This is a genomic window from Ancylobacter sp., from assembly GCF_965279025.1.
Lineage (GTDB): Bacteria > Pseudomonadota > Alphaproteobacteria > Rhizobiales > Xanthobacteraceae > Ancylobacter.
Window position 1 is genome coordinate 2,127,460 of record NZ_OZ257132.1, and the last position, 26,033, is coordinate 2,153,492.

Sequence of the window (26,033 nt, forward strand, 5' to 3'; positions counted from 1 at the left end):
TTGAATTCATCCGCATGTCATCTGTCTTGGGACAGATTTTGTTGTGGGGACACCTTGCGCCCCACACCTTGACCACGCGTTAAAGCCGGCGTCCTGCGCGAATCCTCTTGCTCCGTGGTTAATGTTTGCCGCCCCGGCATGGTTAATACTTCGCGACCGCGATGTGGGCCGGGATGTCGGTTGCTGGCCGGCGAGGGGGTCGTCATGGCCGGGCCTGGCCCGGTCCTCCACGACTATGGCGCATGAGGAGGGGAAGTCGTGAATCCCCGGGTCGAGCCCGGGGATGACGGTCATCCACGGCGGGCTGAGACACTCTCAGCTGCGCGGTTTTGCCCGGCGCGTCGGTTCGGCCTGGGCCGGGTCTTCCGGCCAGGGGTGGCGGGGATAGCGCCCGCGCATGTCGGCGCGCACGTCCCGCCACGAGCCGGCCCAGAAGGCCGGCAGGTCGCGGGTCAGCTGGATCGGCCGGTGCGCCGGGGAGAGCAGCGACAGCACCAGCGGCACCCGCCCGCCGGCAATGGCGGGATGGGTGGTGAGGCCGAACAGTTCCTGCACCCGCACATGCAGCGCCGGGCCGCCCTCGGCGGCATAGTCGATGGGCAGGCGCGAGCCGGTGGGCACCTCCATATGGGTCGGCGCCTCGGTTTCCATGCGCCGCGCCAGCTCCCCTGGCAGCAGGGTGGAGAGCGCGCGGCCGAGGCGGTCGGCGGTGAGCGCGCCGAGCGTGGTGATGTCGTCCAGCGCCGGCGCAAGCCAGTCCTCGACGGTCTCGGCGAGGGCGTCCCAGGACAGGTCCGGCCAGAGCTCGGGGGCGCTGGCGTGCAGGAAGCGGGCGCGGTCGAACCATTGCCGCTGCGCGTCGGACCAGTTCAGCCGATCCAGCCCGCGCGACGCGGCGGCACGGGCCAGCGCGCGGGCGGTTTCTGCCCCCGGCTTCACCGGCGCCGTCCGCTCCGCCAGCACCAGCGCGCCGAGCCGGCGAACGTGTCGGGCGCGCAGCGCACTGGCGGCGACGTCGAACGCGGTCTCCATCCCCTCGGTGATCTCAGTGCCGAACTCGGCCTCGATCTCCGCCTCGGTGAGTTCCGCAGCGAGCAGGATGCGCGCCTCGTCGGCGGTGCCGGCCAGCTCGGCGATGGCGAGAAAGCGGGCGCGGGCAAGGGCGGCGGCAGGGTCCAGCGCCGCGCCGCGCCCATTGGCCAGCACGAAGCGCCGCCCGTCGCCGCGCCCGCGCGCCACCCGGTCGGGGAAGGCCAGCGCCAGCAGCACGGCCGGGGAGGGCGCGTCGCCACCGGGCGCCTGCGTGCCGGAGACCTGACGCGCCGCCTCGCCGGCCCAGCGCTCCGCCAGCCGGCGCGCCTCGTCGGCGCGGCGCGAGCGGTCGCGGGAGAGGTCCATCAGCCGGTGGACGAGGTCCGGCGCGTCGCCGCCCAGCCCACGCTCGGAGACGAGGGCGGCGATGCGCGCGGCCTCCTCTCCCACGCCGCGCCGCGCGCCCTCGATCACCATGCGGGCGAGGCGCGGCTCCAGTGGCAGCCGGGCCATGGCGCGGCCGAGCGGGCTCACCTGCCCATCCGGCTCAAGCGCCCCGAGGGCGACGAGCAGGGCCTTCGCCTCGCTCACCGCCGGGGCGGGCGGGGGATCGAGAAAAGCCAGCGTGGCAGGATCGCGGGCGCCCCAGACCGCGAGGTCGAGCACCAGGCGGGAGAGGTCGGCGGCAAGGATTTCCGGCGTGGCGAAAGCTGGCAGGCTGGCGGTTTCCGGCTCGTGCCAGAGGCGCAGGCAGATGCCGGGCTCCGTACGCCCGGCCCGCCCGCGCCGCTGGTCGGCGGCGGCGCGCGACACCCGCACCGTCTCCAGCCGGGTCAGCCCGACGCCGGGCTCGAAGCGCGGCACCCGGGCGAGGCCGCTATCGACGACGAGGCGCACGCCCTCGATGGTGAGGCTGGTCTCGGCGATGGAGGTAGCGAGCACCACCTTGCGCCGGCCGGGAGGCGCCGGGGAGATGGCGCGGTCCTGCTCGGCGGGGGGCAGCGCGCCATAGAGCGGGGCGATGTCGATGGCGGGATCGCGCACCGCCTCGCGCAAAAAACGCTCGGTGCGGCGGATTTCGGCGGCGCCGGGCAGGAAGGCGAGGATGGAGCCGCTCTCGCTTCCCAGCGCGCGGGCGATGACCTCGGCCATCTGCCGCTCGACGGGGGCGCCGGGCACCCGGCCGGCATAGCGGGTTTCGACCGGGAAGGCGCGCCCGAGGCTCTCCACCACGGGCGCCCCGGAGAGCAGCCGGGCGACGCGGGCGCCGTCCAGCGTCGCCGACATGACGAGCAGGCGCAGGTCTTCGCGCAGGGCGCCCTGCGCGTCGAGAGCGAGGGCGAGGCCGAGATCGGCGTCGAGGCTGCGCTCATGGAACTCGTCGAACAGCACGGCGGCGACATCGGAAAGCTCCGGGTCGTCCAGCATCATGCGGGTGAAGATGCCCTCGGTGATGACCTCGATGCGGGTGTTGCGCCCCACCTTGGAGCCGAAGCGGGCGCGGTATCCCACCGTCTGTCCGGCTTCCTCGCCGAGCGTCTGCGCCATGCGGGTGGCAGCGGCGCGGGCGGCGAGGCGGCGCGGCTCCAGCACGAGGATCTTGCGCCCCGCCACCCAGGGCTCGCCGAGCAGGGCCAGCGGCACCCGCGTCGTCTTGCCGGCACCCGGCGGCGCGACCAGCACGGCGGCCGAACCGGCGCGCAGGGCGGCCGTCAGTTCCGGCAGGGCGTCGTCGATCGGCAGGGGCGAGAGGGGAGCGGGCATGGCGCATGCCTATACAGCCGGTTGCCCCATCGCGGAACTGCCGGCCGGGCAGCTGTCCCGGAACGGCCGGCACGTCGCGGATGCGCCGTCATCCTGAGGCGCCGCCGCAGGCGGTCTCGAAGGAGGCGTGTTCACGCGCTCCCAGGCCACCATCCTTCGAGGCCCGGCCGCTGGCCGGGCATCTCAGGATGACGTTCCCCTGTATGGAGGAAGATCTCACTCCCAAACAACGTCATCCCCGGGCTTGACCCGGGGATCCGTGACTATCCGTCAAGCCGTGGATGGCCGGGACAGGCCCGGCCATGACAGGGTGCTGACGTAAAGGCCTGACCCATTCGTCCTCACCCCGGGACACGCCCGGGGATGAGAAACGTCAAAGGCCGGGGCCTCAGAAGATCGCGTCGAGCGTACGGCCCAGCTTTTCGACGATCTCGCCCATCTGGCTCTCGCTGACGATGAGCGGCGGGCTGACGGCGAAGGTGTCGCCGGAGGTGCGCACCATCATGCCCTCATCATGGAACAGGCGTTCCATGCCCTCATAGGCGCGGCGACCGACGCCGTCCGAGCGGGATTCGAAATCCACCGCGCCGACCAGGCCGACGGTGCGGATGTCGAGCACGCCGGGCTTGGAGCGCAGGGTGTGGAAGGCGTCCGCCCAGGTCGACTCGATGTCGCGCACCCGCTCGAACAGGCCTTCCTCGCGGTAGAGGTCGAGGGTGGCGAGCGAGGCGGCGCAGGCCAGCGGATGGGCGGAATAGGTGTAGCCGTGGAACAGGTCGATGACCGGCTGGTCGCTCTTCACGAAGGCGTCGTAGATGTGCTTGCGCACCAGCACGCCGCCCATCGGCACGGCACCCGAGGTGACGCCCTTGGCGAAGGTGATCATGTCCGGCACCACGCCGTAGCGCTCGGCGGCGAAGGCATAGCCGAGGCGGCCGAAGCCGGTGATGACCTCGTCGAAGATCAGCAGGATGCCGTATTTGTCGCAGAGCTCGCGCAGGCGCTTGAGATAGCCGACCGGGGCGGGAAGGGCGCCGGTGGAGCCGGCCATCGGCTCGACGATGACGGCGGCGATGGTGGAGGCATCGTGCAGGGCGACGAGGTTCTCCAGCGCGTCGGCGCGCTCGGCGCCCCACTCCGGCTCGCCCTTGGAAAAGGCCTGCTTCTCGCGGTTGTAGGTGTGCGGCAGATGGTCGACGCCCGGCAGCAGCGAGCCGAACATCTTGCGGTTCGGCGACATGCCGCCGACCGAGATGCCGCCGAAGCCGACGCCGTGATAGCCGCGCTCGCGGCCGATCAGGCGGGTGCGCGTCGCATTGCCGGAGATGGCATGGTAGGCGAGCGCGATCTTCAGCGCGGTGTCGCCCGCTTCCGAGCCGGAATTGCACAGGAAGACGTGGTCGAGGTCGCCCGGCGCCAGCGCGGCGATGCGGGCGGCAACGGCGAAGGCCTTGGGGTGGCCGTACTGGAAGGGCGGGGCGAAATCCATTTCCGCCGCCTGGTTCTGGATCGCCTCGACGATGGGGTCGCGGTTGTGGCCGGCATTGGCGCACCACAGACCTGCGGTGGCGTCCAGCACCGCGCGCCCGTCCGGCGTGTAGTAGTGCATGTCCTTCGAACGGGAGAGAAGCCGGGGCCGCGCCTTGAACGCCTTGTTGGGCGTGAAGGGCATGAAGAAGGCTTCGAGGTCGTTCGGGCTGGCGGCTGCGGAAGAGTAAGCAGACATGGAAATCTCCGGCTGGATACGGCGAATGGGACAAGCCGCGCTTTTTTAGTCATGTATAATACGTAAGCAGGCGACGCTCACGAGAAATAATCATGATGTGATCACTTTCCTTTCTGCCGCGCGTGCCGCCTTGACCCGGCGGCCTCATCGCGGCCATCAACGCGCGGCAGGAATGAGGCGTCACGTTGCGTCACGCCTTCCGGAAGGGGCGCTTCTGCCGTGCCGGGCCGGGTAGAGCCCACACGGCGCAGAATAGGACTTCGCGGTGCCCGAGAGCACGACAGTCGAGACGCCGGGGCAAGATGCGCCCCATGCTGCCGCGCCCCATGCTGCCGCACCCGAAACCGATGCGCCGGCAGCCGCTGCGCCCATACCGGATGCGGCGCCGGCGCCAGACGCGGACGGCACGGCCCCGGACGCGGTGCGGCGGGCACTGATGCGCGTGCTCGACTCCGATGAACTGCGCTCGTCGCCCCAGCTGTCGAACATTCTGCGCTTCGTGGTGGAAGCGACCTTGGAAGGTCGTCGCGACGCGATAAAGGGCTACACCATCGCGGTGGAGGCGCTCGGGCGCGACCCGTCCTTCGATCCGCAGGCGGACCCGATCGTGCGCGTCGAGGCGACGCGGCTGCGGCGGGCGCTGGAGCGCTATTACGCCGGGGCCGGCGCCGGCGAGAGCATCGAGATCGCCATTCCCCGTGGCAGCTATGTGCCCCAGTTCCTGCCACGGCCGGCGGGCGGGGCGGTCGCTTCCCCGATGGCGACACCCGACGCCGCCGCTCCTGCGGTGGAAACCGAGCCGGCGGCTGCCGATGTGACGCCGCCTGCCGCGCCGGTGCAGGGCTTGTCCCCGCGCCGCCGGACAATGCTTCCGGCGCTCGGCCTGCTGCTTGTCGCCGTTGCGATGCTCGTCGTCTCCGGCCTTGCGCTGGAGGGCGTCGATCCGCTCGGTCTGCGGGCCATGCTGGCCGGCGCGTCGTGGCACCCGCTGGAGCGCACCAACAGGCTCGGCATTCCGATGATCGAGGTGCGGGATTTCGAATCGACCGGCGGCGCGCCGCTGCCGCCGAGCGACATTGCCGGCGGTGCCGGCGCCGTGACCAGCGGCGACTTCACCGCACAGGCCATCGAGGTGCGGGTGCGCGACGCGCTGGCGCGCTTCGACCTGCTGGACGTGCTGGCGAGCCCGGATGCGCGCCCGGCGTTGAGCTGTTCCAGCGAGGGCGTCTCGCCCAATTCGGCCTTCGCGCTCGGCGGGCTGGTGGAGAACCACGACAATGGCACGATCTCCGTGCTGCTGCGGCTCTCCGACCTGTGCGACGGCACCATCGTCTGGTCGCGCGAATTCGACAGCCTGCGGCGCGGCGGCGACGCCACCGCTTCCGAAGTCGCGCTGGTGCGCGACATCATGGCGGCGATCGCCGAGCCCTATGGCGTCATCCAGGCACGGGCCCGCGCCCGCGTCACCGCCGCCGGCGGGCCGGAGACCGCCGGGCCCTATGGCTGCGTGCTCACCGCCTATTCCTACTGGCGCTCCTACCTGCCGGCCGAGCACGAGGCGGCGCGCGCCTGCCTCGAAAAGGCGGTGGAGGCCGACCGCACCTTCGCGCTCGGCTATGCGCTGCTGGCCGAGCTTCATCTCGACGAGATCCGCGCCGGCGCCAATCCCCGCGCCGGCACGCCCGCGCTCAACCGCGCCTTGGCGGCGGCCGAGCAGGCGGTGGAACTGGCGCCCACCAGCGCCTTCGCCCGCCGTGTGCTGATGGATGTGCATTTCTTTCGCGGCGAGCGCGGGGCCACGCTGGCGGCGGGGAACAGCGCGCTGGAACTCAACCCCTACGACGTCGACATCATGGCCGATTTCGGCGGACGGCTGGTCGCGCTGGGCCAGACCGCGCGGGGCGAGGCGATGCTGGCGCAGGCGGCGGGCGAGGCGCCGGGCATGCCGCCCTGGGTGGATTACCACCGCGTCATCGCCGCCTATGTCCGCGGCGATGCGCCCGCTGCCGCGGCTGCGGCGGACCAGCTCATGGGCGAGGGCTATCCGCCGGGGCTGCTGGCCCGGGCGCTGGCCAGCCATCTCGCCGGCGAGGATGACGAGGCGCGGGAGGATGTGCGCAAGCTGATGGCCATGGCGCCGGGCTGGGCGAGCGAACCCGACGCGATGATCCACCGCTTCTTTCCCGATGCGGCGCTGGCCGAACGGGTGCGGGCGGACCTTGGCGGGCTGGGCCTGCCGCTGCGCAATGCGGCGGCGGCGGCAAACTGAACCCCTGCCGCGCTGTGTGCGTGGCGCGGGCGGGGCGAACCGGCTATAGGCGTTGGCTTGCCGGGACGCCTCCCCTCCACGCGGAACCTTGCCATGTCGGACAGTTTCGATCTCGCCATCGTCGGTGCCGGCGTCGTGGGGCTCGGCCACGCCATTGCGGCGCGGCGGCGCGGGCTGAAGACGGTTCTCATCGACCGCGACGCGCAGGCCAATGGCGCCTCGGTACGCAATTTCGGCTTCGTCACCGTCACCGGCCAGCAGCGGGGCGAATGCTGGCGCCGGGCCGTGCGCTCGCGCGACATCTGGGCCGAGGTGGCGCCGAAGGCCGGCATCGCGGTGGTGCATCGCGGCCTGCTGGTCGCCGTGCGCCGGCCGGAAGCGATGCCGGTGCTGGAGGCGTTCCGCGCCACCGAAATGGGCGAGGGCTGCGAGGTGCTGACGCCGGCCGAGACCCGCGCGCGGCTGCCGGCGCTGACCGGCGACCTCTCCGGCGGGCTGTGGAGCCCCGATGATCTCCGGGTGGAATCGCGCGACGCCATTCCCCGGCTCGCGGCCTGGCTGGCGGCCGAGGGGGTGGAATTCCGCCGCGAGAGCGCGGTGACCGGGGTCGAGCCCGGAAAGGTTCACACCTCCTCCGGCACGGTGACGGCGTCGCGCATCGTCGTGGCGCCGGGCGACGATTTCCACACGCTGTTCGAGGACCGCTTCAAGGCCTATGGCGTCACCCGCTGCAAGCTGCACATGCTGCGCGTCACCGACCCCGCCCTCGGCCGGCTGCCCGGCTCGGTCATGACCGACCTCTCGCTCGGGCGCTATCTCGGCTATGCCGAGCTTCCCGAGGCGGAGCCGCTGAAGCGGCGGCTGGAAGCCGAGCAGGCCGAGCATCTCAAGCACGGCGTGCACCTCATCGTCGTGCAGTCGGCCGACGGCTCGCTGGTGGTGGGCGACAGCCATCATTACGGCGCCACGCCGGACCCGTTCGCGCCCGACTTCGTCGACGAGCTGATCCTCGACGAATATGCCGCCCTGTTCGGCCGCCGGCCCGGCATCACCGAGCGCTGGATCGGCACCTATGCCTCGGCGCCCGACCGGCTGGCCTTCATCGACCGGCCGCACGACCATATCCGCCTGGTGGTGGTGACCAGCGGCACCGGCGCCTCCACCGGCTTCGCGATTGCCGAGGAGGCGGTGGCGGAGCTGTTCGACTGAGGGGGGCGGCCGAAGGGCCTTTGCTGGGTCCCGGTACAGGGCCGAAGGGTTTCTCCTGGGTCCCGGATCGGCGCTCCGCCTGCGGCGTCGCTGGTCCGGGACACGGGCAGTCTCTGTTTCCCGGACAAGCTGCCTGAAAGGCAGCGCCGATCCGGGACCCAGGAAAGACCCTTCGGCCACATCTCTTTTTTCCACTCCGCGCCGCCGCCTGAGGCCCCAGCCAGAACGCTTCCGCCGACCCCTTCCGCCGCCCCGGCATTGCCGCAGCGCGCCCCATCCTCTAAACCCGCGCCGACACTCGTGAAGGACGGCGCCCATGGCCAAGGACAAACCCACCAAGCTCCGCGCCCGCATGCCGCGCGGCTTTGCCGACCGTGGCCCGGCGGAGCTGGCCCCGACGCGGGCGATGCTGGAGACCATCCGCCGGGTCTATGAGCTCTACGGCTTCGAGGCGCTGGAAACGCCCTTCATCGAATATACCGACGCGCTGGGCAAGTTTTTGCCCGACCAGGACCGGCCCAATGAGGGGGTGTTCTCGTTCCAGGACGATGACGAGCAGTGGCTGTCGCTGCGCTACGATTTGACCGCGCCGCTCGCCCGCCATGTGGCGGAGAATTTCGACAAGCTGCCGAAACCCTTCCGCAGCTACCGCGCCGGCTGGGTGTTCCGCAACGAAAAGCCCGGCCCCGGCCGCTTCCGCCAGTTCATGCAGTTCGACGCCGATACGGTGGGCGCCCCGACGGTGGCCGCCGATGCCGAGCTCTGCATGATGATGGCCGACACGCTGGAAGCGCTGGGCATCGCGCGCGGCGATTATGTGATCAAGGTCAACAACCGCAAGGTGCTCGACGGCGTGCTGGAGGCGATCGGCCTCGGCGGCGACGAGAATGCCGGACGCCGGCTAACGGTTCTGCGGGCGATTGATAAGTTGGACAAATTCCCTGTCAACGAAATCAAACTCCTATTGGGCGAAGGGCGTCGCGATGAGAGCGGGGACTTCACTAAGGGGGCCGGGCTAGACGCCGGCCAGATCGATGCTCTTGCAGATATTCTGAGCTTTTCTGAGACGAGTGAATTCTATGATGACGACAATTCGACGGCTATTCACTCGTTCCAAGTATCCAAATTTTCGATCAACGATAAATTTTCTGAAGGCGTAAATGAACTTGAGGAGATATCTAGGCTATGCGTTGGGTCGGGATATAATTCATCACGAATAAAAATCGACGTATCCGTCGTCCGTGGCCTCGAATACTATACCGGCCCGGTCTTCGAGGCCGAGCTGACCTTCGAGGTGAGGGACGAGAAGGGCCGCCCGGTGCGCTTCGGCTCCGTCGGCGGCGGCGGGCGCTATGATGGGCTGGTCGGGCGCTTCCGGGGGGAAGCTGTGCCGGCTACGGGTTTCTCCATCGGCGTGTCGCGCCTTGCCTCGGCGCTGTCCTATCTGAAGACCGAGGCCGCGCCGGAATTCGGCCCCGTGGTGGTGGTGGTGATGGATCGCGACCAGACCGCGCATTACATGGGCCTCGTCGGCACGCTGCGGCAGGCCGGTATCCGCGCCGAAATGTATCTCGGCAACCCGAAGAATCTCGGCAACCAGTTCAAATATGCCGACCGCCGCAACGCGCCCTGCGTGGTCATCCAGGGTTCGGACGAGCGCGCCGGCGGGCAGGTGCAGATCAAGGACCTGATCGAGGGCGCCAAGGCCGCCGCCGCCATCACCGACAATGCCGAGTGGCGCGAAAGCCGCCCGGCGCAGTTCGCCTGCGGCGAGGATGAACTGGTCGCCAAGGTGCGCGAGCTGCTCGACCATCACGGCGTCCCGCACGGCGACAGGTTGGGGTAGGGGCGCGGCCTGCGTGCTTCGAGGCCCGGCTCTGCCGGGCACCTCAGCATGACGGGGTTTTCCGGAAGGCACCGCCTCGTTTCCCGGACAAGCGGCACACCGTGCCGCGCCGATCCGGGACCCAGGGGGCCGGGTGCATCTTTTCCCGCGCTCTTCCTGAGAAGGCATTTGGCTGCCTGCGGCGGGTCTTCTCCTGGGTCCCGGATCGGCGCTCCGCCTGCGGCTGCGCTTGTCCGGGACACGGCGGGCGCTCCCCCGTTTGCCACACGGCGCTCCGGCTGCGGCGTCGCGGGGCCGGGACACGGCGCACCCGCACACCATGTCGCCGCGCGCGCATGGACCGGGGCGCGGGGCTTTGCTAGAAGCGCGCAGCTTCACCAGCGCCCCATCTGCGCAGACCGGACCCGCCGCATGCCCGCCGACCCCAGCCACGCCGAGGAACTGCTTGCGCTCTATGCGCGCGCCGGATTCGTGCGCGTCGAGCCGCCGGTGCTGCAGCCGGCCGATGCCTTTCTCGACCTGTCGGGCGAGGAGATGCGGCGCACCATGTTCATCACCACCGACCCGGAGGGGCGCGAGCTGTGCCTGCGGCCGGACCTGACCTTGCCGGTGTGCCGCCACTACATCGCGGAAGGCGCCGCGCCGCCGCGTGATTTCGCCTATCTCGGCCCGGTGTTTCGCTCCGATGCGACGGGGGGCGAATTGCTGCAGGCCGGCGTCGAATCATTCGGCCGGCACGACCGCGAGGCGGCGGATGCCGAGCTGCTGGCGCTGGGGCTGGAGACGGCGGCGCTGTGGGGGGTGGCCGGCCCCACCATCCGGCTCGGCGATGCCGGCCTGTTCGCCACGCTGCTCGACGCGCTGAACCTGCCGCCGGTGTGGCGGCGGCGGCTGATCAAGGATTTCGCCCGCTCCGGCGATCTCGGCGCCGACCTCGCTCTGCTCAAGCAGCGCCCGGAGGCCGGCGGCGTCACCGCCCATGCCGGCGTGCTCTCGGCGCTGGCGGGTTCCGACCCCGACGCGGCGCGGGCGCTGGTGACCGATTTGCTCTCCATCGCCGGCATTTCCACCGTGGGTGGGCGCAGCGTTTCGGAAATCGCCGAGCGCTTTCTCGAACAGGCGGCGCCGGGCGATGCCGAGGGGCTGTCGCCCGAGAAGGTGGCGGTGATCGAGCGCTATCTCGCCATTCAGGGCGATCCGGACCAGGCGGCGGCGTCGCTGCGGGCGCTGGCCGACGAGGCCGGGCTGGAGCTTGGCGCGGCGCTGGATTCCTTCGAGAGCCGCACCCATTTCATCGCCGCGCAGGGCATCGAGCCGGCGCGGCTTTCCTTCGCCGCCGCCTTCGGCCGGCCGCTCGATTATTACTCCGGCATGGTGTTCGAGCTGCACGAGAACGGGGCGGGTGCACCGCTCGTCGCCGGCGGGCGCTATGACGCGCTGCTTGCCCGGCTCGGCGCCGGGGAGCCGATCCCGGCGGTCGGCTTCGCGGTCTGGCTCGGCCGGCTGGACGCCGTGGAGGCCCGCCCATGAGTGCGCTGATCGTCGCCGTTCCCTCCAAGGGCCGGCTGCAGGAGAATGCCAGCGGCTTCTTCGCCCGCGCCGGCATGGCGCTGACCCAGTCGCGCGGCGCGCGTGACTATCGCGGCATGCTGACCGGCGTCGAAGGGGTGGAGGTCGCCTATCTCTCCGCCTCCGAGATCGCCAGCCAGCTCGCCTCCGGCGCCGTGCACATGGGCGTCACCGGCGAGGACCTGGTGCGCGAGAACATCGCCGAGGCCGATTCCAAGGTGCTGCTGGTGGAAGGGCTGGGCTTCGGCCACGCCAATGTGGTGGTGGCGGTGCCGCAGGCCTGGATCGACGTGCGCACCATGCGCGACCTCGACGATGTGGCGACACATTTCCACGCCACGCGCGGCCGCCGCGTGCGGGTGGCGACCAAGTACCTCAACCTGACGCGCGCGTTCTTCGCCCGCCACGGCATTGTCGATTACCGCATCGTCGAGAGCCTGGGGGCCACCGAGGGCACGCCGGCGGCCGGCACGGCGGAACTGATCGTCGACATCACCACGACCGGCTCGACGCTGTCGGCCAATGCGCTGAAGGTGATCGACGACGGCGTCATCCTGCGCTCGGAGGCCAATCTCGTCGCCTCGCTGCACGCGGAGTGGAACGGCGCCGCCAAGGCGGCGGCGCGGGCGCTGCTCGACCGGGTGACGGCGGCCAAGCGCGCCGCCACCATGCGCGAGGTGAAGACCCGCTTTGCCGCCTGCGACGCCGGCGTGGTGCAGGAAGCGGTGCGCCGCTTCCGCGCGGTCGCTCCCTTCGGGGCGCCGACCTCCTCCGGCATGGTGACGCTGCACTGCCCGCCGGACACGCTGCACGCGCTGGCGGTGTTCCTGCGCGAACAGGGGGCGGCGACCGTGTCGGTCGGCCCGCTCGACTATGTGTTCGCCGCCGAAAACCCGCTTTACGCGACGCTGGAAGAGCGGATCGGCTAGGGGGACTGTTTCCCGGCCAAGCGGAGCCGAAGGCAAAGCGCCGCGCCGGGACCCAGTGGGAAACGCTTCTGCCGCGCTCTTTGAGGGACTAAGCCGCTGCGCGGGGTTTTCTCCTGGGTCCCGGATCGGCGCCGTGCGGCGCACGGCTTGTCCGGGACACGGGGTGTCACCCCTGCGCGGCGCGAGTCTCTTCCGCCGCATCGAGCGGCAGGGCGAAGGCCGCGGCCTCGATGGCGTGGTCGAACAGCACGACGCCGGGATCGTCCTTGCGCATCGGATCAACCGTGTCCCGGCCTAGCGGCGCCGAAGGCGACGCGTTGCGCCGGGACCCAGCGGGAAACGCTTCTGCCGCATTCTTTGAGGGAGTCAGCCGCTGCGCGGGGTTTTCTCCTGGGTCCCGGATCGGCGCCGTGCGGCGCACGGCCTGTCCGGGACACGGGGTGTCAGCCCTGCGCGGCGCGAGTCCCTTCCGCCGCTTCCGCCGCATCGAGCGGCAGGGCGAAGGCCGCCGCCTCGCCGATGGCGTGGCCGAACAGCACGAGGCACGGGCCGCTGGCGCCGTCCGCCACCGCCGCGTCGAGCGCGGCCTGCAGCGTGCCGACAGTGGCCGGCACCTGCCGCTCCTCCGGCCTTGTGGCGGAGAAGATGGCGATGGCCGGCGTGTGCGGGGCGAGCCCGACCTCCATCGCCTTGGCCGCAAGCTCGCCCCAGGTGCGCTGGGGCATGTAGACCACGGTCGTCGCGGCCGGGTCGGCCAGCGCCTGCCAGTCGAGGTCGCGCGGCAGCTTGCCGTCTCTCGCATGGGCGGTGACGAATTGCAGCCGCCGCGCATGGTCGCGGTGGGTGAGCGAGACGGTGAGCCGGCTGGCCGCGCCCTGCGCCGCCGTGATGCCGGGCACCACTTCCACCGGCAGGCCGGCCTTCTGCGCGGCGGTGATCTCCTCGCCGGCGCGGCCGAACACCATGGGGTCGCCGCCCTTCAGGCGCACCACGCGCTTGCCCTGCCTGGCCAGCGAGACCATCAGCGCGTTGATGTCGTCCTGCTTGCAGGAGGGGCGGTAGCCGGTCTTGCCGACCAGCATCTTCTTCGCCTCGCGGCGGGCGACATCCAGCACGGCCGGTGCGACGAGGTCGTCATAGAGCACGACATCGGCGGATTGCAGCACCCGTACCGCCTTCAGCGTCAGCAGTTCCGGGTCGCCCGGGCCGGCGCCGACCAGCGCCACGGAACCGCGCGGCGTGTCGGTGCGCTCCACCTCGGCACGGCCGAGCAGCGTCTCGCGCAGCGCCTCGGTGGGTGCGTCCTCGGGGGTCTCCAGCGCGGCGTGGGTGAAACGCTCCCAGAAGCCGCGGCGGCCCTGATAGGAGAGGGCGAGCGCTGCGACCGCCGGGCGCCAGCTGCGCGCGGCCTCGGCCCAGCGCTTGAAGCCCTGCGGGATCACCGCCTCGATCTTGGCCCGCACCGCCTGCCCGAAGACCGGGGCGGCGCCGTCGGTGGAAATGCCGATGACGAGGGGCGAGCGGTTGACGATGGCGCCGAAGGCGAAGTCGCAGAAGGCGGGCTTGTCCACCACATTGACCGGCACGCCCACCTCGCGCGCGGCGGCAGCGAAGCGTGCGCCTTCCTCGTCATCCTCGATGGCGCCGATGGCGAGCGCGGCGCCGGCCAGATCGGCCGGCTGCCACTCGCGGGCGATGAGGCGGAGGGCGCCGTCGGGCGGCGCGGCGGCGAGTTCGACCAGTTCCTCGCAGGGATCGGCGGCGTACACCTCGACATGCGCGCCGGCGGCGGAGAGCAGTTCCGCCTTCCAGGCCGCCGCTTCCGAGCCGCCGGCCAGCACCACCCGGCGCCCGGCCAGCGCGAAGAACACCGGCAGGCGGGCGAGCGGGGCCATGCGCGCCGGGGCAGGCGCGACGCGGCGCCCGGGGGCGGAAGGCGAGGGCAGGTGGGCGGAATCGGTCATTGCAGCGAAGGTCCGGACGGTCGATCCCATCTTATCACACAAAATTCTCGTCCATTGAAGTCAATAGACGGGAATTTACGGGAAAATATCAGTGGCTCTTCTCCGAGAGGCGGTCGGTCCAGGCCAGCACGACGCCCGAGAGCACGAAGACGACATGGATGATGACCAGCCACATGAGCTGCTTCTCGTCGACGCCGCGGTCGAGATTCATGAACGCCTTCAGCAGCGCGATGGCGGAGATGGCGACGATCGAGGCCAGCAGCTTCTGCTTGAGGCCGGAAAAGTCGACCTTGGTCATCCATTCCGGCCAGTCCGGGTGGCCGGAGCCGTCGATCTTGGAGACGAAGTTCTCGTAGCCCGAGAAGATGACGATGATCACCAGGCTGCCGGTGAAGGCGAGGTCGATCAGCGCCAATATGCCCAGAATGGTGTCGCTCTCGTCGAACTGCGCGGCATGGGTGACGAAGTGGAACAGCTCGGCGCCGAACTTGAACAGCAGCACCGCCAGCGCGATGACCAGCCCGAGATAGAACGGGGCCATGATCCAGCGGCTGAGGAGAATGAAGCGTTCGATGAGTTTTTCCATGCGCGGCGCATCCCGACCTGCCCCCGCCTTTCGCGGTTGCGAGATGGGTGACATGCCGCCGCGACGGCGGCAAGGGGGATGACGAGGGCGGTGCCGCCGGGCGGGGGAAGACGCGCGCGCGGCGCGGCCAGAACAAACGGGGAGCGAAGGCGCGCGGAGGAAATGCCCGCCGCGCGCAAACCCTTCAGGCCTTTGTCAGGCCGCCACGCCCGTGCCGATGGGGCAGGAGACGCCGGTGCCGTTCAGCGCGCAATAGCCGTTCGGGTTCTTGGCGAGGTACTGCTGGTGGTAGTCCTCGGCGAAGTAGAAGGTCGGGGCGTCGACGATCTCGGTGGTGATGGCCGGAAAGCCCTTGGCCTTCAGCGCGACATCATAGGCCGCCTTGCTGGCTTCCGCCTGCTCCCGCTGCTCCGGCGAGGTGGCGTAGATGCCGGAGCGGTAGGTGGTGCCGACATCATTGCCCTGGCGCATGCCCTGGGTCGGGTCGTGGATTTCCCAGAACAGCTTGAGAAGCTGCTGGAAGCTCACCTTGGCCGGGTCATAGACCACCAGCACCGCCTCGGCATGGCCGGTCATGCCGGTGCAGGTCTCCTCATAGGTCGGGTTCGGGGTGATGCCGTTGATATAGCCGACGGCCGTCACATACACGCCCGGCACCTGCCACAACTTGCGCTCGGCACCCCAGAAGCAGCCGAGCCCGAAAATGGCGGTCTCGAAGCCTTCGGGGTAGGGGCCCTTGAGGGCGTGGCCATTGACGAAATGGGTCTCGGCGGTGGGCAGCGGACGCGAACGGCCGGGCAGCGCCTGCGCCGGGGTGGGCAGGTCGTGACTCTTCTTGAAGAAGAACATGCGGCAAATCCCTTCATGGACTGGCGCCAATATGGGGAGTACCGGGCCTTCGCGCGAGGGCAAACCAAGAGATGCCCCCGCCGGCAGGCTTCACACGGGCGTCATTGCACGGCCGGGCGGCGGCCGATGAGCAGCAGCAGCGCGCCCACGACGCCGAGCACCGCGAATAGCGGCGCGCCGAGCACCGGCACCACCAGATATTCCCACACCGGCGAGGACAGCGTGCCCTCGGTGAAGGCCTGGAAGCGGGTGAGGGTGTCGGGGCTGACGGAGAGCCAGGTGACGCCGAGCGGCGTGGTGACGATCTCCGACGAGGCGATGGAGCGCACGCCGTCCAGCACGAGGGCGACGAAGGCGCCGGCCAGAACCCACAGCCCCATGAAGCGGAAGACGAAGCGGATCATGCGGGGCGTCCCGGTCCTCGGTCGCGAGAGATGCGTCGACGGTGTCTGACCGTCTGTAGGCGGCGCGGGCGGGGGAGGCAAGGCCCGCGCGCGGGTGGCGGGGTTGTCCTCCGGTCGTCATCCCGGACGGCCGCAGGCCGATCCGGGATCGTTTCCCGAATGGAGAGCGGTCCCGGCTCTCCGCTTCGCTCCGGCCGGGATGACGATCCCGCGGGGAGGGCGGCCGATCCAATGCGCGGCATTCGGCCGCCGCCCTCTCATGTCCGTGAAGACCCTTAGCCTTGATGTGGATCAAGGTTCCCGCCCGCCCGCAGCGCGAAAGCTCGGCCCACATCATGGAGTCGTTCCAGATCGGCCGATCGGAACGTGGAGGGTCGAATGACGCAGCTACACAGCCCCGCCGGCGCGGCACGCGGTTCGGGCGCCACCGAGCCGGGCGTCGACCAGAGCGGGAAGAAGATGACCTTCGGCGAGGGCGGCCTCGCCTTCGTCTTCGCGGTACTGGCGCTGGCCTGCATCACCGTGGCGGCGAAGACGCACGATTCCGCTTATGCCTTCCACGCCTATCTCTCGGCGTTTGCCAGCCTGGCCTCGGTGTTCGTCATCCTTAACCGCTATGTCGACCGGCCGGCGGCGCTGCCTCCGCTCGAAATTGGCGGCAAGCCGAACTACAATTTCGGCCCGGTGAAATTCGCCACTCTCGCGGCGCTGTTCTGGGGCATTGCCGGCTTTCTGGTCGGCGTCATCATCGCCTTCCAGCTCGCCTTCCCCTGGCTGAATCTCGACCTGCCCTGGACCGCCTTCGGCCGCCTGCGGCCGCTGCACACCTCGGCTGTGATCTTCGCCTTTGGCGGCAATGTGCTGATCGGCACCTCGTTCTACGTGGTGCAGCGCACCTCGCGGGCGCGCCTTGCCGGCTATCTGGCACCGTGGTTCGTGGTGCTCGGCTATAATTTCTTCATCGTCATTGCCGGCACCGGCTATCTGCTCGGCATCACCCAGTCGAAGGAATATGCCGAGCCGGAATGGTACGCCGACCTGTGGCTGACGGTGGTGTGGGTGGCCTATCTGATGGTGTTCCTGATGACGCTCTGGCGCCGCCGGGAACCGCACATCTATGTCGCGAACTGGTTCTATCTCGCCTTCATCGTCACCATCGCCATGCTGCACATCGGCAACAACGCCGCCATTCCGGTGTCGGTGTTCTCGCCCAAATCCTACATCGTCTGGTCGGGCGTGCAGGACGCCATGGTGCAGTGGTGGTATGGCCATAACGCGGTGGGCTTCTTCCTCACCGCCGGCTTCCTCGCCATCATGTATTACTTCATCCCCAAGCGGGCCGACCGGCCGGTCTATTCCTACCGGCTGTCGATCATCCACTTCTGGGCGCTGATCTTCATCTACATCTGGGCCGGCCCGCACCACCTGCACTACACGGCGCTGCCGGATTGGGCGCAGACGCTGGGCATGACCTTCTCGATCATCCTGTGGATGCCGAGCTGGGGCGGCATGATCAATGGGCTGATGACGCTGTCGGGGGCCTGGGACAAGCTGCGCACCGACCCGGTGCTGCGCCTCATGGTGGTGTCGGTCGCCTTCTACGGCATGGCCACCTTCGAGGGGCCGCTGATGTCGGTGAAGTCGGTCAATTCGCTCAGCCACTACACCGACTGGACCATCGGCCATGTCCATGCCGGCGCGCTCGGCTGGGTCGCCTACATCTCCTTCGGCGCGATCTACTGCCTGGTGCCGTGGCTCTGGCAGAAGCGCGAGATGTATTCGCTGCGCCTCGTCAACTGGCATTTCTGGATCTCGACCATCGGCATCGTCTTCTACATCTCGGCGATGTGGGTGTCGGGCATCCTGCAGGGGCTGATGTGGCGGGCCTACACCTCGCTCGGCTTCCTCGAATACTCGTTCATCGAGACGGTCGAGGCGATGCACCCCTTCTACATCATCCGCGCGCTGGGCGGGGTGCTGTTCCTGATCGGCGGGCTGATCATGGTGTTCAACGTCTTCATGACCATCCGCCAGCCCGAGACCGCGGAGGCCGAGACCGACCTGCGCACCCCTTCCCTCGTGCCGGCTGAGTGAGGACCCGATCATGGCTGACATCGCCACCAAGAAGTCCGTCTGGGCCCGGCACGCCTTCCTCGAGAAGAACTCGATCTGGCTGCTGATCGGCATCCTGCTCGTGGTTGCCATTGGCGGCCTCGTGGAGATCGTGCCGCTGTTCTACCTCAAGAGCACCATCGAGAAGGTCTCCGGCGTGCGTCCCTGGACGCCGCTGGAGCTGGCCGGGCGCAACATCTATGTCCGGGAGGGCTGCTACAACTGCCACTCGCAGATGATCCGCCCGCTGCGTGACGAGGTGGAGCGCTACGGCCATTACTCGCTGGCGGCCGAGAGCATGTATGACCGCCCGTTCCAGTGGGGCTCCAAGCGCACCGGGCCGGACCTTGCCCGCGTCGGCAACAAATATTCCGACGAGTGGCAGCGCCAGCATCTGGCCGATCCGCGCTCGGTGGTGCCGGGCTCGATCATGCCCGGCTACCCCTTCCTGGCGCAGACCCCCCTGAAGACCTACGAGATCGCCGACGACATGAAGGTGAACGCCGTGCTTGGCGTGCCCTATTCGGAGGCGATGGTCACCGAAGCGCTGGCCGACCTGCGGGCGCAGGCCAGCCCCGATGCCGATGCCGACGGGCTGATGGAACGCTACCCCGGCGCGCAGCAGCGCGACTTCGACGGCAATCCCAAGGTCCTGTCCGAGGCGGATGCGCTGATCGCCTATCTGCAGGCGCTCGGCACCATGGTCGACTTCAAGCTCTACGACGACAAGGCAAACATCCGCTGAGGAGGCCGGGATGAACGAGACCTATCGCGCCCTCGCCGAATTCGCCCAGACCTGGGGGCTTCTCTACTTCGTCGGCATCTTCCTCTGCGTGCTCGCCTATGCGCTCTCGCCCAGGCGCAGCAAGCAGTTCGAAGACGCCGCCCGCATGCCGCTGCGCGAGGATTGACCATGGCCGAGCATCACAAGAACGAGGTCGACGCCGTCACCGGCGTGTCGACGACCGGCCACGAGTGGGACGGCATACGCGAATTGAACAACCCGCTGCCGCGCTGGTGGCTGTGGACCTTCTACGCCTGCATCGTCTGGGCGGTGCTGTACTGGATCGCCTATCCCGCCTGGCCGCTGGTGTCGAACTACACCTCCGGCGTGCTCGGCTGGACCTCGCGCGACGCCGTGCAGGTGCAGCTTGCCGATCTGCGGACGCAGCGCGGCGCCTTCGCCGAGAAGCTGGACGCCGCCTCGCTCGAACAGATCGAGGCGACCCCGGAACTGCTGGCCTTCGCCCGCGCCCAGGGGCGGGCCGCCTTCGGCGATAATTGCGCCCCGTGCCACGGCACCGGCGCCGCCGGCGCCAAGGGCTACCCGAATCTCAATGACGACGACTGGATGTGGGGCGGCTCGCTGGCGCAGATCCAGCAGACCATCCTGCACGGCATCCGCTCCACCGATGCCGACGCGCATCTTGGCGACATGCCGGCCTTCGGCCGCGACGGCATGCTGCAGCGGCCGGACATCGTCGCGGTGGCGGATTATGTGCGCTCGTTGTCCAACCTGCCGGCGCCGGCCGGGGCGGCGGGCGACAACGCCAAGGGCAAGGAGGTGTTCGCCGCCAATTGCGCCGCCTGCCACGGGCCGGACGGCAAGGGTAATGTCGAGCTCGGCGCCCCGAACCTTATCGACGGCATCTGGCTCTACGGCTCCGACCGCGACAGCGTGATCGCCACCATCACCAATGGACGCAGCGGCATCATGCCGGCCTGGGCGGGCCGGCTCGACCCGACGACCATCAAGGCCCTCACCGTCTATGTGCATGCGCTCGGGGGCGGACGCTAGCGCCGGCACGCAGGGGCGTGAGCGATGCGGCGGGGCGCGCGGGGGATTTTCTCCGCGACGTCCCGCCGCATAAGCACTTTTCCGCCCGGCAAGCCCCGGATCACCGACGCGGGAGCGCCGGTTTAGAAAACCTCCATGCCGGCGCGGACCGCAGGCTTCGGGGACTGACATGAACATGGCGACCAAGGTCGAGACGCCGGACGAACCCGGCACGGACGAGGACGGCCCGCTCTACGAGGCCCGGCGCCGCATCTACCCCATCGCCGTGCATGGCAGCTTCCGCCGCATCAAATGGGCGCTGCTCATCGTCACGCTGGGCATCTACTATTTGCTGCCCTTCCTGCGCTGGGACCGTGGCCCCAACGCCCCCGCGCAGGCGGTGCTGGTCGACCTCGCCAATGGGCGGTTCTACTTCTTCTTCATCGAGATCTGGCCGCAGGAGATCTACTACCTTACCGGCCTGCTGATCATCGCCGCCCTGGTGCTGTTCCTGATGAACGCGGTCGCCGGCCGGCTGTGGTGCGGCTATCTCTGCCCGCAGACCGTGTGGACCGACCTGTTCCAGGCCATCGAGCGCATGGTGGAGGGCGACCCGCGCGAGCGGCGGGAGAAGCTGAAGACCGCCTCGCGCAGCCAGCGCGCCTTCGAGGCCGCCGCCAAGCATGTGCTGTGGCTGATGGTGGCGTGGTGGACCGGCGGCGCCTGGGTGCTCTATTTCGCCGATGCGCCGACGCTGGTCTGGCAGCTCTTCACCGGCACCGCGCCGCTGGTCGCCTATCTTTGGATCGGCATCCTTACCTTCACCACCTATGTGCTTGCCGGCCATATGCGCGAGCAGGTGTGCACCTATATGTGCCCGTGGCCGCGCATCCAGGCGGCGCTCACCGACGAATACGCCTACAACGTCACCTATCGCCATGATCGCGGCGAGCCGCGCGGCTCGCTCAAGAAGACCGAGGCGTTGCGCGCGGCCGGCGTGCCGGCGGGCGATTGCGTCGACTGCCGGCAATGCGTCGCCGCCTGCCCGACGGGTGTCGACATCCGCCTCGGCAGCCAGCTCGCCTGCATTCAGTGCGGCCTGTGCATCGATGCCTGCGACACGGTGATGAGCAAGATCGGGCGCCCCACCCGCCTCATCGCCTACGACACCGAAATGAACATCGAGCGCCGCCAGCAGGGCCTCGCGCCGGTGACCAGGGTGCTGCGCGCCCGCACCGTGCTCTATGCGGCGCTGATCGTCCTCATCGGCGGCATCATGGTGGCCGCGCTGGCAATGCGTGGTTCGGAAGGCGTCGCCGTCATCCATGACCGCAACCCGCTCTTCGTGCGGCTCTCGGACGGTGCGGTGCGCAACGCCTATACGGTGCGCATCGTCAACAAGCAGCCGATGCCGCGCCGCTTCGCCATCGCGGTGGCCGGCGTACCGGAAGCGCAGCTCGAAATCGTCGGCGGCGTCTCCGCGAGCCGGGACGGCCATCCCGTGGTCGAGGTCGGGCCGGACCAGACCTTCGAACTGCGCGCGCTGGTCTCCACCGCCGCCAAGCTGCCGGCCAATGCCTCGCTGCCGGTGATCTTCACCGTCACCGATGTCGCCGGCGGCGAGACCACCACCGCGCCCGATCATTTCAAGGGCCCCTGAGCCGCAACCGGAGAACCAGCATGGCTTCGCCTATGAACGGGCTCGACGAGATGAAGGGCCGCCCTCTCACCGGCCGGACGGTGCTCGTGTGCTTCGTCGCGTTTTTCGGCGTGGTGTTCACCGCCAATTTCATCATGGTGCGGGCGGCGGTGACCAGTTTCGGCGGGGTGGAGACCGAAAGCTCCTACAAGGCGGGCCTGGCCTTCCGCGCCGAGAGCGAGGCCGCCGCCGCGCAGGCGGCCCGCCATTGGCAGGTGGACGCGCATGTCGAGCCCGGCCGCCTCGACGTGTCCGCCCGCGATGCCGCCGGCCGGCCGATCACCGACGCGGTGCTCGCCGCGACGCTGCAGCATCCGACCAACCGGCAGCTCGACGTGACGCTCGACCCGGTGGCGGTGGGCGCCGGCCAATGGCGCGCCGAGGATGCGGTGACATCCGGGCAATGGGAGCTGGTGATCGAGCTTACCCGCGACGGCGAGCGGCTGTTCCGCTCCACCAACCGCGTCATCATCCGGTAGCGGCGATGGCACGGGAAAATTCGGCCCACACTGTTCTTGCCCGGCCAAGGCCGGCATGGCCGGACCTGGCCCGGTCCTCCATGAATTCTCTGGCGCCGCATTCTCTGGCGCCGCATTCGCTGGCGCCGAGCGCGTCCGTTCAAGACGTGGATGCCCGGGTCAGGCACGGGGATGACGCCGTGCCGGGCGGGGCGCCCGCACAGGACTTCTCCCTGTTCCTGCGCCGCGACCCGGGCGGGGAGGCGGAGATGGCCTTCGCGGTCGAGGGCATCGACTGCGCCGCCTGCATCGACGAGATCGAGGATGCCTGCGAGGCACTGCCGGGCATCGCGCGGGCGCGGCTGAACTACACCACCCACCGCCTCACCATCGGCTGGGAAGCGCGGGCCGAGCCGGCGCCGGGGCAGGTGCTGGCGGCGCTGGCGAGGGCGGGCTACCGCGCCTACCCCTTCGACGCCGGCCGGCTGGAGGCGATCGACGACGCCACCTCCCGGCATTTGCTGCGCTGCCTCGGCGTCGCCGGTTTCGCGGCGATGAACATCATGCTGCTCTCGGTGTCGGTGTGGTCGGGCAATGTCACCGACATCACCCCCGAGACCCGTGATTTCTTCCACTGGCTCTCGGCGCTCATCGCGCTGCCGGCCGCCGCCTATGCCGGCCAGCCGTTTTTCCAGAGTGCCATTCGCGCGTTGAAGGCCCGCTCGCTCAACATGGACGTGCCGATCACGCTCGGCGTGCTGCTGGCGCTCGGTGTCTCCGTGTTCGAGACGCTGAACCATGCCGAGCATGCCTATTTCGATTCGGCGGTCATGCTGCTGTTCTTCCTGCTGGCGGGGCGTTATCTCGACCACGCGATGCGCCGGCGCACGCGGGCGGAGGCCGGCAATCTCGCCGCGCTGAAGGCGGTGTCGGCCAACCGCGTCGAACCGGACGGGCGGCTCGTCACCGTGCCCGCTGCCGCCGTGCAGCCGGGCGACGAGGTGATGCTGCGGGCGGGCGAGCGGGCGCCGGTGGACGGCCTCGTGCTCTCCGGCACCGCCTCGGTGGATGAGAGCCTGGTGACCGGCGAGACGCTGCCGCGCGCCATTGCCGCCGGCGGCATGGTGCATGCCGGCAGCCTCGTCCATGACGGCGTGCTGCGGCTGCGCACCATTGCGGCGGGGGAGGATACCTTCCTCGACGAGATCGAGCGCCTGCTCGACAAGGCCTCCACCGCGCGCGGGCGCTATATCCGCCTCGCCGACCGTGCCGCCCGGCTCTACGCGCCGATGGTGCACACCACGGCGCTGCTGGCGCTGGTCGGCTGGCTGGTTGCCGGGGCCTCGCTGCACCATGCGGTGCTGATCGCGGTGGCGGTGCTCATCATCACCTGCCCCTGTGCGCTGGCGCTCGCCGTGCCGGCGGTGCAGGTAGTGGCGGCAGGCACGCTGATGCGCGCCGGGGTGCTGATCCATTCCGGCGACACCTTCGAGCGGCTGGCGGAGATCGACACCATCGCCTTCGACAAGACCGGCACGCTCACCCTTCCCGAGCCCCGCCTTGCCGACAGCTCCGATGTGCCGGCGCCGCTTCTGGCCGTCGCGGCGCGGCTGGCTCTGGCGAGCACCCACCCGCTGGCGCGGGCGATTGCCGCCGCCTATCCAGACGCTTTGCCGCTGGTTGAGGTGCGCGAGGTGCCGGGCGCCGGCGTCGAGGCGGAGATCGACGGGGTGACGGCGCGGCTGGGCAGCCCGGCCTTTTGCGGCTGCGAGGCGCTGGCCGCCGCGCGCGCCGGCGATGTGCCGGACGCCTCGCTGGTCGCGGTGCGGCTGGGCGACGCATGCGCGGTGCTGGAAATACGGCAAGCGCTGCGCGGCGACGCGCAGGCGGTGATGGACGAGCTGCGCGCCGCCGGGCTGCATGTCGTTCTGCTGTCGGGCGACCGCCGCGCGGCGGTGGCGCCGGTGGCGGCGACGCTGGGCATCACCGATTGGTGGGCGCAGATGCGGCCGGGCGACAAGATCGCCGTGCTGGAAAGCCTCGCCGCCCGGGGGCGGGGCGTGCTGATGGTCGGCGACGGCATCAATGACGCGCCGGCGCTCGCGAGCGCCCATGTCTCGCTGTCGCCCATCAGCGCGGCGGATGTGACGCGAGCGCAGGCCGACGCGGTGTTCCTCGGCGAGCGGCTGGCGCCGGTCGCCTTCGCGGTGAAGGTGGCGCGCCGGGCGCGGCACCTGATGCGGCAGAACCTGATGATCGCGGTGGCCTATAATCTCGTCGCCGTGCCGCTGGCGGTCGCCGGCTATGTGACGCCGCTGGTGGCGGCGCTCGCCATGTCCGGCTCCTCGGTCATCGTCACCCTCAACGCGCTGCGGGCGCGGCAGGGCGGGGGCGCGCTCGCGGGCGCGAAGGAGGCGGCATGAGCGTGCTTCTCTATCTGGTGCCGGCGGCGCTGAGCCTCGGCCTGCTCGGACTGGTGGCGTTCCTCTGGTCGCTGCGCACCGGCCAGTATGACGACATCGAGGGCGCGGCGGTGCGCGTCCTGTCCGATGACGACCTGCTTGAGGGCGCCCGCGACAGGGATCGGCGGCGATGAGTGCTAGCGGTCTCTTTGAGGGCGACGCGGAGGCCGCCCGCGCTGGCCGGCTCGGCTGCGCCTGCCCGGAAGACGGGCCGCGCCCGCTGCGCCGTTCGCTCGGTGCCGGGCGGCTCGCCGGCGGCTTCGCGCTGGTGGTGCTGGCGCAGGCGCTGACGCTGGGCGTGCTGCCGCTGGCCGGCGCCATGCTGGCCCCGCGCCCGGCACTGGCCGCGCTGCCGCTCGCCGCCTTCCTGCTCGGCGCGGCGCTGGCGAGCCTGCCGGCGAGCCTCCTGCTGGACACGTTCGGCCGGCGCGCCGCCTTCGCCCTCGGCGCCAGCCTCGGCGTCGCGGGCGGGCTGGTGGCGGCCTATGGCATGATGCTCGGGGCGTTTCCGATGCTGGTGCTGGGGGCGGTCTGGCTCGGGGCGGCGCAGGGCTTCGGCATGTTCTACCGCCATGCGGCGGCCTTCGGCGCGGATGCGGGAATGCGCGGCGGAGCGCTGGCGCGGCTCATCGGCGCCGGGGCGCTGGCCGGCCTTCTCGGGCCGCTGCTCGCCGGCGCGGCGGAAGAAGCCTTCGCGCCCTACACCTTCGCCGGCACGCTGATCCTCGCGGCGCTCGCCCAGCTCGGCGCGCTGGGCTTCGCCGTGCTGCTGCCGCAGGCGCGCTTTTCCCATGCTGAACTCACCGTCGACGCCATGCCCGCCATAGACGCCCCCGCGACGCCGCTGGCGTGGCGGGGGCTGGTGCTGCCGACGCTGCTCGGCGCGCTGGCCTGGGCGGCGATGACTTCCGCCATGGCCGGCGCCCCGCTGGCGCTGGCCGGCTGCGGCCTCAGCGTGCCGCTGATCTCAGGCGTCGTCGCCTGGCACGTGGTGGCGATGTACGCGCCGGCGCTGGCCGGCGGGGTGCTGGCGCGGTGGATGGGCGCGGCCCCGCTGGCGCTGCTCGCCCTCGCCTTGTGCATCGGCGCTTCGTTCGCCGTCACGCAAGCGATAGACGCCGCGGCCATCGGCGTCGCCTTTCTCGCGGTGGGTGCCGGCTGGGCGCTGGCGAACCTCGCCACCACGCTGGTGCTGCATGGGGGCGGCAGGCCCTCGCGAGCGCAACTCGGCGTGCATGACGGCGTGCTGCTGCTTGCCGCGCTGGCGGGCGTGCTCCTCTAGCCGCCCCACGCTGTCATCCCCGGGCTTGACCCGGGGACCCATGACCTCCCGCGCTCGCGCGCCGGACAAGACGTGCATGGCCGGGTCAAGCCCGGC

The 26,033-nt window shown here is 70.1% G+C and carries 20 protein-coding genes; 14 read left to right on the plus strand and 6 right to left on the minus strand.

The window, feature by feature from the left end:
* Positions 1 to 315: 315 nt before the first annotated feature.
* Both hrpB and ACQY76_RS09800 read right to left on the minus strand, forming a co-directional pair.
* Positions 316 to 2,796: an ATP-dependent helicase HrpB gene (gene hrpB / locus ACQY76_RS09795; RefSeq protein ID WP_428032684.1), complete on the minus strand. Its 2,481-nt coding sequence runs from the start codon at positions 2,794 to 2,796 to the stop codon at positions 316 to 318.
* Positions 2,797 to 3,184: 388 nt separating this feature from the next.
* The gene (locus ACQY76_RS09800; protein WP_428032685.1) at positions 3,185 to 4,522 is read right to left on the minus strand and encodes an aspartate aminotransferase family protein; all 1,338 of its coding nucleotides are present in this window, start codon (positions 4,520 to 4,522) and stop codon (positions 3,185 to 3,187) included.
* A gap of 436 nt (positions 4,523 to 4,958) precedes the next feature.
* Between ACQY76_RS09800 and ACQY76_RS09805 the strand changes: the two genes are divergently transcribed.
* From ACQY76_RS09805 to hisG, 5 genes are all read left to right on the plus strand, one after another.
* On the plus strand, positions 4,959 to 6,791 hold the full coding sequence (locus tag ACQY76_RS09805; protein WP_428032686.1) for a tetratricopeptide repeat protein: 1,833 nt from the start codon (positions 4,959 to 4,961) through the stop codon (positions 6,789 to 6,791).
* Between the two features lie 93 nt (positions 6,792 to 6,884).
* Positions 6,885 to 8,000: a TIGR03364 family FAD-dependent oxidoreductase gene (locus ACQY76_RS09810; RefSeq protein ID WP_428032687.1), complete on the plus strand. Its 1,116-nt coding sequence runs from the start codon at positions 6,885 to 6,887 to the stop codon at positions 7,998 to 8,000.
* Between the two features lie 316 nt (positions 8,001 to 8,316).
* Positions 8,317 to 9,846: a histidine--tRNA ligase gene (gene hisS, locus ACQY76_RS09815; RefSeq protein WP_428032688.1), complete on the plus strand. Its 1,530-nt coding sequence runs from the start codon at positions 8,317 to 8,319 to the stop codon at positions 9,844 to 9,846.
* 411 nt (positions 9,847 to 10,257) lie between these two features.
* On the plus strand, positions 10,258 to 11,376 hold the full coding sequence (locus ACQY76_RS09820; protein ID WP_428032689.1) for an ATP phosphoribosyltransferase regulatory subunit: 1,119 nt from the start codon (positions 10,258 to 10,260) through the stop codon (positions 11,374 to 11,376).
* On the plus strand, positions 11,373 to 12,344 hold the full coding sequence (hisG, locus tag ACQY76_RS09825; RefSeq protein WP_428032690.1) for an ATP phosphoribosyltransferase: 972 nt from the start codon (positions 11,373 to 11,375) through the stop codon (positions 12,342 to 12,344). The genes ACQY76_RS09820 and hisG overlap by 4 nt, the downstream gene beginning before the upstream one ends.
* Before the next feature lie 443 nt (positions 12,345 to 12,787).
* Here hisG and cysG read toward each other — a convergent pair whose 3' ends face one another.
* The 4 genes from cysG to ACQY76_RS09845 all read right to left on the minus strand — a co-directional run bounded on the left by cysG (position 12,788) and on the right by ACQY76_RS09845 (position 16,147).
* Positions 12,788 to 14,239, minus strand: coding sequence for a siroheme synthase CysG (gene cysG, locus ACQY76_RS09830; RefSeq protein ID WP_428032981.1), 1,452 nt, complete (start codon positions 14,237 to 14,239; stop codon positions 12,788 to 12,790).
* 157 nt (positions 14,240 to 14,396) lie between these two features.
* On the minus strand, positions 14,397 to 14,894 hold the full coding sequence (locus ACQY76_RS09835; RefSeq protein WP_428032691.1) for a TIGR00645 family protein: 498 nt from the start codon (positions 14,892 to 14,894) through the stop codon (positions 14,397 to 14,399).
* A 195-nt stretch (positions 14,895 to 15,089) separates the two neighbouring features.
* Positions 15,090 to 15,743 (minus strand): peptide-methionine (S)-S-oxide reductase MsrA, encoded by a 654-nt coding sequence (gene msrA / locus ACQY76_RS09840; RefSeq protein WP_428032692.1) that lies wholly within the window; start codon positions 15,741 to 15,743, stop codon positions 15,090 to 15,092.
* A 101-nt stretch (positions 15,744 to 15,844) separates the two neighbouring features.
* Positions 15,845 to 16,147 (minus strand): hypothetical protein, encoded by a 303-nt coding sequence (locus tag ACQY76_RS09845; RefSeq protein WP_428032693.1) that lies wholly within the window; start codon positions 16,145 to 16,147, stop codon positions 15,845 to 15,847.
* 459 nt (positions 16,148 to 16,606) lie between these two features.
* On the opposite strand from ACQY76_RS09845, the gene ccoN reads away from it, so the two are divergent.
* The 9 genes from ccoN to ACQY76_RS09890 all read left to right on the plus strand — a co-directional run bounded on the left by ccoN (position 16,607) and on the right by ACQY76_RS09890 (position 25,937).
* Positions 16,607 to 18,241: a cytochrome-c oxidase, cbb3-type subunit I gene (gene ccoN, locus ACQY76_RS09850; RefSeq protein WP_428032982.1), complete on the plus strand. Its 1,635-nt coding sequence runs from the start codon at positions 16,607 to 16,609 to the stop codon at positions 18,239 to 18,241.
* 10 nt (positions 18,242 to 18,251) lie between these two features.
* Entirely contained in the window at positions 18,252 to 19,004 is a 753-nt protein-coding gene (ccoO, locus tag ACQY76_RS09855; protein ID WP_428032694.1) for a cytochrome-c oxidase, cbb3-type subunit II, read from the plus strand.
* A gap of 10 nt (positions 19,005 to 19,014) precedes the next feature.
* On the plus strand, positions 19,015 to 19,170 hold the full coding sequence (locus ACQY76_RS09860; RefSeq protein WP_091438507.1) for a cbb3-type cytochrome c oxidase subunit 3: 156 nt from the start codon (positions 19,015 to 19,017) through the stop codon (positions 19,168 to 19,170).
* A 2-nt stretch (positions 19,171 to 19,172) separates the two neighbouring features.
* Entirely contained in the window at positions 19,173 to 20,057 is an 885-nt protein-coding gene (gene ccoP / locus ACQY76_RS09865) for a cytochrome-c oxidase, cbb3-type subunit III (RefSeq protein WP_428032695.1), read from the plus strand.
* A gap of 169 nt (positions 20,058 to 20,226) precedes the next feature.
* Entirely contained in the window at positions 20,227 to 21,696 is a 1,470-nt protein-coding gene (gene ccoG, locus ACQY76_RS09870) for a cytochrome c oxidase accessory protein CcoG (RefSeq protein WP_428032696.1), read from the plus strand.
* A gap of 20 nt (positions 21,697 to 21,716) precedes the next feature.
* Positions 21,717 to 22,214, plus strand: coding sequence for a FixH family protein (locus tag ACQY76_RS09875; protein WP_428032697.1), 498 nt, complete (start codon positions 21,717 to 21,719; stop codon positions 22,212 to 22,214).
* An 80-nt stretch (positions 22,215 to 22,294) separates the two neighbouring features.
* Complete coding sequence (locus ACQY76_RS09880) at positions 22,295 to 24,616, plus strand: heavy metal translocating P-type ATPase (protein WP_428032698.1); 2,322 nt, start codon at positions 22,295 to 22,297, stop codon at positions 24,614 to 24,616.
* Positions 24,613 to 24,789, plus strand: coding sequence for a cbb3-type cytochrome oxidase assembly protein CcoS (gene ccoS, locus ACQY76_RS09885; protein ID WP_428032699.1), 177 nt, complete (start codon positions 24,613 to 24,615; stop codon positions 24,787 to 24,789). Before ACQY76_RS09880 ends, ccoS begins: the two co-directional genes overlap by 4 nt.
* Entirely contained in the window at positions 24,786 to 25,937 is a 1,152-nt protein-coding gene (locus ACQY76_RS09890; RefSeq protein WP_428032700.1) for an MFS transporter, read from the plus strand. The genes ccoS and ACQY76_RS09890 overlap by 4 nt, the downstream gene beginning before the upstream one ends.
* The last annotated feature ends 96 nt before the right edge of the window (positions 25,938 to 26,033 follow it).

Excerpts from the sequence above, each read along its gene's own strand:
- ccoG (WP_428032696.1), top strand. The coding sequence starts at position 20,227 with ATGAACATGGCGACCAAGGTCGAGACGCCGGACGAACCCGGCACGGAC.
- ACQY76_RS09845 (WP_428032693.1), bottom strand. The coding sequence starts at position 16,147 with ATGATCCGCTTCGTCTTCCGCTTCATGGGGCTGTGGGTTCTGGCCGGC.
- ACQY76_RS09810 (WP_428032687.1), top strand. The coding sequence starts at position 6,885 with ATGTCGGACAGTTTCGATCTCGCCATCGTCGGTGCCGGCGTCGTGGGG.
- ACQY76_RS09835 (WP_428032691.1), bottom strand. The coding sequence starts at position 14,894 with ATGGAAAAACTCATCGAACGCTTCATTCTCCTCAGCCGCTGGATCATG.
- ccoP (WP_428032695.1), top strand. The coding sequence starts at position 19,173 with ATGGCCGAGCATCACAAGAACGAGGTCGACGCCGTCACCGGCGTGTCG.
- ccoO (WP_428032694.1), top strand. The coding sequence starts at position 18,252 with ATGGCTGACATCGCCACCAAGAAGTCCGTCTGGGCCCGGCACGCCTTC.
- ACQY76_RS09805 (WP_428032686.1), top strand. The coding sequence starts at position 4,959 with ATGCGCGTGCTCGACTCCGATGAACTGCGCTCGTCGCCCCAGCTGTCG.
- cysG (WP_428032981.1), bottom strand. The coding sequence starts at position 14,239 with ATGGCCCCGCTCGCCCGCCTGCCGGTGTTCTTCGCGCTGGCCGGGCGC.
- ACQY76_RS09800 (WP_428032685.1), bottom strand. The coding sequence starts at position 4,522 with ATGTCTGCTTACTCTTCCGCAGCCGCCAGCCCGAACGACCTCGAAGCC.
- ccoN (WP_428032982.1), top strand. The coding sequence starts at position 16,607 with ATGACCTTCGGCGAGGGCGGCCTCGCCTTCGTCTTCGCGGTACTGGCG.
- hisG (WP_428032690.1), top strand. The coding sequence starts at position 11,373 with ATGAGTGCGCTGATCGTCGCCGTTCCCTCCAAGGGCCGGCTGCAGGAG.
- ACQY76_RS09820 (WP_428032689.1), top strand. The coding sequence starts at position 10,258 with ATGCCCGCCGACCCCAGCCACGCCGAGGAACTGCTTGCGCTCTATGCG.
- hrpB (WP_428032684.1), bottom strand. The coding sequence starts at position 2,796 with ATGCCCGCTCCCCTCTCGCCCCTGCCGATCGACGACGCCCTGCCGGAA.
- msrA (WP_428032692.1), bottom strand. The coding sequence starts at position 15,743 with ATGTTCTTCTTCAAGAAGAGTCACGACCTGCCCACCCCGGCGCAGGCG.
- ACQY76_RS09890 (WP_428032700.1), top strand. The coding sequence starts at position 24,786 with ATGAGTGCTAGCGGTCTCTTTGAGGGCGACGCGGAGGCCGCCCGCGCT.
- ccoS (WP_428032699.1), top strand. The coding sequence starts at position 24,613 with ATGAGCGTGCTTCTCTATCTGGTGCCGGCGGCGCTGAGCCTCGGCCTG.
- ACQY76_RS09860 (WP_091438507.1), top strand. The coding sequence starts at position 19,015 with ATGAACGAGACCTATCGCGCCCTCGCCGAATTCGCCCAGACCTGGGGG.
- hisS (WP_428032688.1), top strand. The coding sequence starts at position 8,317 with ATGGCCAAGGACAAACCCACCAAGCTCCGCGCCCGCATGCCGCGCGGC.
- ACQY76_RS09875 (WP_428032697.1), top strand. The coding sequence starts at position 21,717 with ATGGCTTCGCCTATGAACGGGCTCGACGAGATGAAGGGCCGCCCTCTC.
- ACQY76_RS09880 (WP_428032698.1), top strand. The coding sequence starts at position 22,295 with ATGAATTCTCTGGCGCCGCATTCTCTGGCGCCGCATTCGCTGGCGCCG.